This is a genomic window from Chrysiogenia bacterium, assembly GCA_020434085.1.
Lineage (GTDB): Bacteria > JAGRBM01 > JAGRBM01 > JAGRBM01 > JAGRBM01 > JAGRBM01.
Window position 1 is genome coordinate 1 of sequence record JAGRBM010000201.1, and the last position, 4,055, is coordinate 4,055.

At 58.8% G+C, this 4,055-nt stretch carries 4 protein-coding genes; all 4 read left to right on the top strand.

All coding sequences use genetic code 11. The features are described 5' to 3' along the window. On the top strand, positions 1-2,202 hold a 2,202-nt coding region (gene ligA, locus KDH09_06595; GenBank protein MCB0219348.1), incomplete at its 5' end, for an NAD-dependent DNA ligase LigA. A gap of 7 nt (positions 2,203-2,209) precedes the next feature. Continuing rightward, complete coding sequence (locus tag KDH09_06600) at positions 2,210-2,710, top strand: hypothetical protein (GenBank protein MCB0219349.1); 501 nt, start codon at positions 2,210-2,212, stop codon at positions 2,708-2,710. Continuing rightward, positions 2,703-2,987 carry an acylphosphatase gene (locus KDH09_06605; GenBank protein MCB0219350.1) on the top strand — a complete coding sequence of 95 codons (285 nt, stop codon included), beginning with the start codon at positions 2,703-2,705 and terminating at the stop codon, positions 2,985-2,987. The genes KDH09_06600 and KDH09_06605 overlap by 8 nt, the downstream gene beginning before the upstream one ends. Positions 2,988-3,231: 244 nt before the next feature. Next, a partial coding sequence (locus tag KDH09_06610; protein ID MCB0219351.1) for an MBL fold metallo-hydrolase occupies positions 3,232-4,055 on the top strand: 824 nt, incomplete at its 3' end.

The window sequence follows — 4,055 nt, forward strand, 5'->3', positions numbered from 1 at the left end:
GTCACGCCCGACTCTCCCACGCAGCGCGTGGGACACGAACCGGTCAGCGAGCTCAAGAAGGTCGAGCGCGCGCTCCCGATGCTCTCGCTCTCCAATGTGTTCGACGAAGAAGAACTCAGCGCCTTCGACGAGCGCGTGCGCAAGAACCTGGCCGCCGAAGACATCGAGATCGAAACGGTCGAGTATGTGTGCGAGCCCAAGTACGACGGGCTGGCCATCGAGCTCACCTACGAGGATGGGCTCTTCACCCTCGGCACGACCCGCGGCGACGGACGCGTGGGCGAGGACGTGACCGCCAACCTGCGCACGGTTTATGCCATTCCATTGAAGCTGACGGGCAAGCACATCCCCAAACTGCTCGAAGTGCGCGGCGAGGTGCTGCTTCCCAAAAAGTCCTTCGAGAAGGTCAATGCCGCGCGCGCCGAGGCGGGCGAGCAGCTCTTTGCCAACCCGCGCAACGCCGCCGCCGGCAGCCTGCGCCAGCTCGATCCGCGCATCACTGCGCAGCGACCGCTCACCATGTTCTGCTACGGGGTGGGGCGCATCGAAGGCGCCGATCTTCCTGAGACCCATGTGAAGCTGATCGACCAGCTCGGCAAGTGGGGGCTCAACACCAATCCCGAGATGACGAAAAAGGTGAAGGGCGCCGCCGGCGTGCGCGCCTACTGCGAGGATCTCGAATCGCGCCGTCCCGATCTGCCGTGGGAAGTCGACGGCGTGGTGATCAAGGTCAACGCCATCGAGTGGCAGCGCCTGCTCGGCGAGAAGAGCCGCGACCCGCGCTGGGCCACCGCCTACAAGTTCCCGGCCCAGGAAGAGGTAACGCGCCTTCGCGATATTGAAATCCAGGTCGGCCGTACCGGCGTGCTCACGCCCGTGGCCAAGCTCGAACCGGTTTTCGTCGGCGGCGTCACGGTAGAGAACGCGACGCTGCACAATGAAGAATACATCTCGGCCAACGATATACGAATTGGTGATTGGGTGACTGTAAAACGCGCCGGTGATGTAATCCCACAGGTAGTTGCACCCATTGTCGCACGCAGGACGGGTAAAGAAGAAATATTCGTCATGCAGGACAAATGCCCGTCATGCAAACACGCGGTAGTCCATGAAGATCTTCGCTATGTAATCGAAAGGATACTGAAATCAATCAAGAGAGCAGCCAATGACGAGATAAGAATGGGGCGTCGAGCCTGGATGATTTCGGCGTTGGGTATCCCACAAATTGGACCCATTTTCTCCAAAGCGTTGGCGGAAGCATTTGAAAAGGTCGATGACCTTGCTGGCGCCAGTCGGCAGAAATTGGAAGATATTCCAGGAATTGGCAAGACGCGCTCGGCCGCGATCTATTCGTTCTTTCACGAGGGCAAGAATGCTGACCTTATCGCTTGGATTGCGGGAAGGGGGCCGCGTCCAACCCGCCCAATTCCGCTTCCAAAACAGAGCGAAGGACGCAAATCGGAGGTAGCTACGAGGTGCGTGAATCTGGCGTGCCCGGCACAATCTGAGGCCAGATTGCGGCATTTCGTATCAAAATCTGCACTGGATATCGACGGTCTCGGAGCCGAAACAGTTTCGCGCTTTATCGAGGAAAATTTGGTCGCCGAGCCTGCCGACTTCTTTAACTTGAACTTCAAAAAGATTGAAGAGATGGAGGGATTCGGCGAGAAGAGCGCAGAAAAGCTTAAGCATTCCCTGGAAAAGGCGAAGTCAGTTCCCCTCGCTAAATTTATTTTTGCTCTAGGGATTCGACATGTAGGGGAGGTTGTCGCACGGGACTTAGCCCGCCACTTTGGGGAACTTGATGCACTGATGCAGGCTGATGAGGATGAGATCGCAGCAATAGAGGGAATCGACCGGGTCGTCGCATTGAATCTAGCAGGCTTCTTTGCCGACTCTACAAATCGGAAGATGGTAAAACACTTGCTAAAGGCAGGCGTAAGGCCATTTGGAGAGCAGCGGGTCTTGGGTGGCGATCTTGCTGGTAAAACCTTTGTCCTTACCGGAGGGTTGGATAACTTCACAAGAAACGAAGCCCGTGACGAAATCGAGAAACGCGGCGGTAAGGTAAGTGGGTCGGTTTCCAAGAAGACAAGCTATGTCGTGGCCGGAGCAGACCCCGGCTCAAAACTGGCAAAGGCCCGCGATTTGGGGATTACGGTGTTAGATGAGGACGCATTTACGAAGCTCCTAGGCAATTAGGGACGGAATGACGACCGAACCGTACAGGTTTATCTATCGCAGCGCTCGTGGTGAGATCACTGCTCGGGAAGTAACAGATATCTCAGAGTCAGACGATTACGTCCAAGGTTTTTGTCTGCTTAGGGGAGAACTAAGAACGTTTAGGAAGGATCGGATCCTGGAACTGATCTCGGATTCTTCAACTGTCCAAGAGCGTTTAGAGTTCCATGTCGCAAACAACCCCCCTCCGATTGAACGAAACCTAACTGGTCGAACTCGACCGCCAAGCTATCTCTGTGACGTGTGTTTCACAGGGTTTAAGCAGACCGACAAGAAAAGGCTCGCTCGTTGGGCTGAGGAAGCAGGTTTTGTTGTTCGGAAAACGGTGAGTCAGCATCTGAACTTCTTGTGCTATGGCTATAATGCAGGGCCGGCAAAGATGGAGCGAGCGCGCCAGCAGGGCGTGATAATCATTGACGAAGAGCAGTTCATGTACCTGCTGGAGACAGGGGAGGTGCCGGATGACTGACTCTCTCACCGTCGCCGCACATGCCATCATCACCGGCCGGGTGCAGGGCGTGTTCTACCGCGCGAGCACCCGGCGCGAGGCGGAGCGCCTGGGGCTTGCCGGCTGGGTGCGCAACCTGCCGGGCGGCCAGGTCGAAGCCCGCTTCGAGGGGCCGCGCGAGAAGGTCGAGGCCGCGCTCGCCTGGTGCGCGCAGGGCCCGCCGTCCGCGCACGTTGAATCGGTCGAGTCCGACTGGACCGCGCCCGAGGGCTTTGCATCTTTTGAGATTCGTTACTGAGGGGCGCAAGGAAATTCGTAGGGGCGGGGTTTACCCGCCCTTCTTGCTTTCGCTACTGATTTGTATCGAAAGAGGGCGGGTAGACCCCGCCCCTACATGCGTTACTGACGAACCAGTCACCGCCTGCCACGCATCTGAGGCAAGAGCAGTTGAGAGATACCGGGAACTCCGGTATCCTCGACGCGACGCGTTGCATTCGGGGCGGCCATCCCGGCAGCAGAAGCAACAGCGAGCCGAGCGCGCCATGAAAGAAACACCACCGATTGAAAACACCGAGACCGGCTACCGGCTGGGCGACCTGGAGATCCTCTTTGGCGAGGGCGGCAAGGGAAAACTCCTGCGCGCCAACAGCCTGATCCTCCACGGTCCGCGCAACATCATCGTCGACCCGGCCGCCTGCGAGGCGCGCCAGGTCGAGCTGGCCAAAGAAAACCCGATTCTCTTCTACACCCACTACCACGCCGATCACCGCGCGGCCGAGCACGTCTATCCCCAGACCACCGAGGTCTGGACCAGCGCCGCCGATGCCAGTGCCATCGAAGACCCCGAGGAATTCGTGCGCCGCGTGGACAGCTCGGGCTCGAAGATCTCCAAGCAGATGTTCCACGGCCTGCAGACGGTCTTTCGCATCGGGCCCCGCACGGTCGAGCGGCGCATGGACGATGGCGATGTGCTCGGGGCAGGCGGCTGCCGCGGCGAGCTCTTCCACCTGCCGGGCCATACTCCCGGACACATGGGGCTCTATTTCGAGGAGCAATCGCTGCTCTACCTGACCGACATGGACCTGACGGCCTTCGGCCCCTGGTATGGCAACGACGCCTCCGACCCGAAGGCCTTTCGCGAATCGATTGCCAGGGCCCGCGAGATGGAGTGCAAGTGGTACTACTCGTCGCATGGCGAGGTGATCTTCGGGCGCGAGGAATTTCTCGAAAAGCTCGATGCCTTCGACGCCCATTTCGACCGGCGCGACAACCTGATTCTCGATGCGCTGGCAGAGGGGGAGAAGTCCATCAAGGACATGTGCATGATGGGCGCCGTCTATCGGCCCAAAAAACTGGCCGTGGCGGA

Bases quoted from the DNA above. Each gene is read 5' to 3' on its own strand.
- KDH09_06605 (MCB0219350.1), top strand. From the start codon at position 2,703: ATGACTGACTCTCTCACCGTCGCCGCACATGCCATCATCACCGGCCGG.
- KDH09_06600 (MCB0219349.1), top strand. From the start codon at position 2,210: ATGACGACCGAACCGTACAGGTTTATCTATCGCAGCGCTCGTGGTGAG.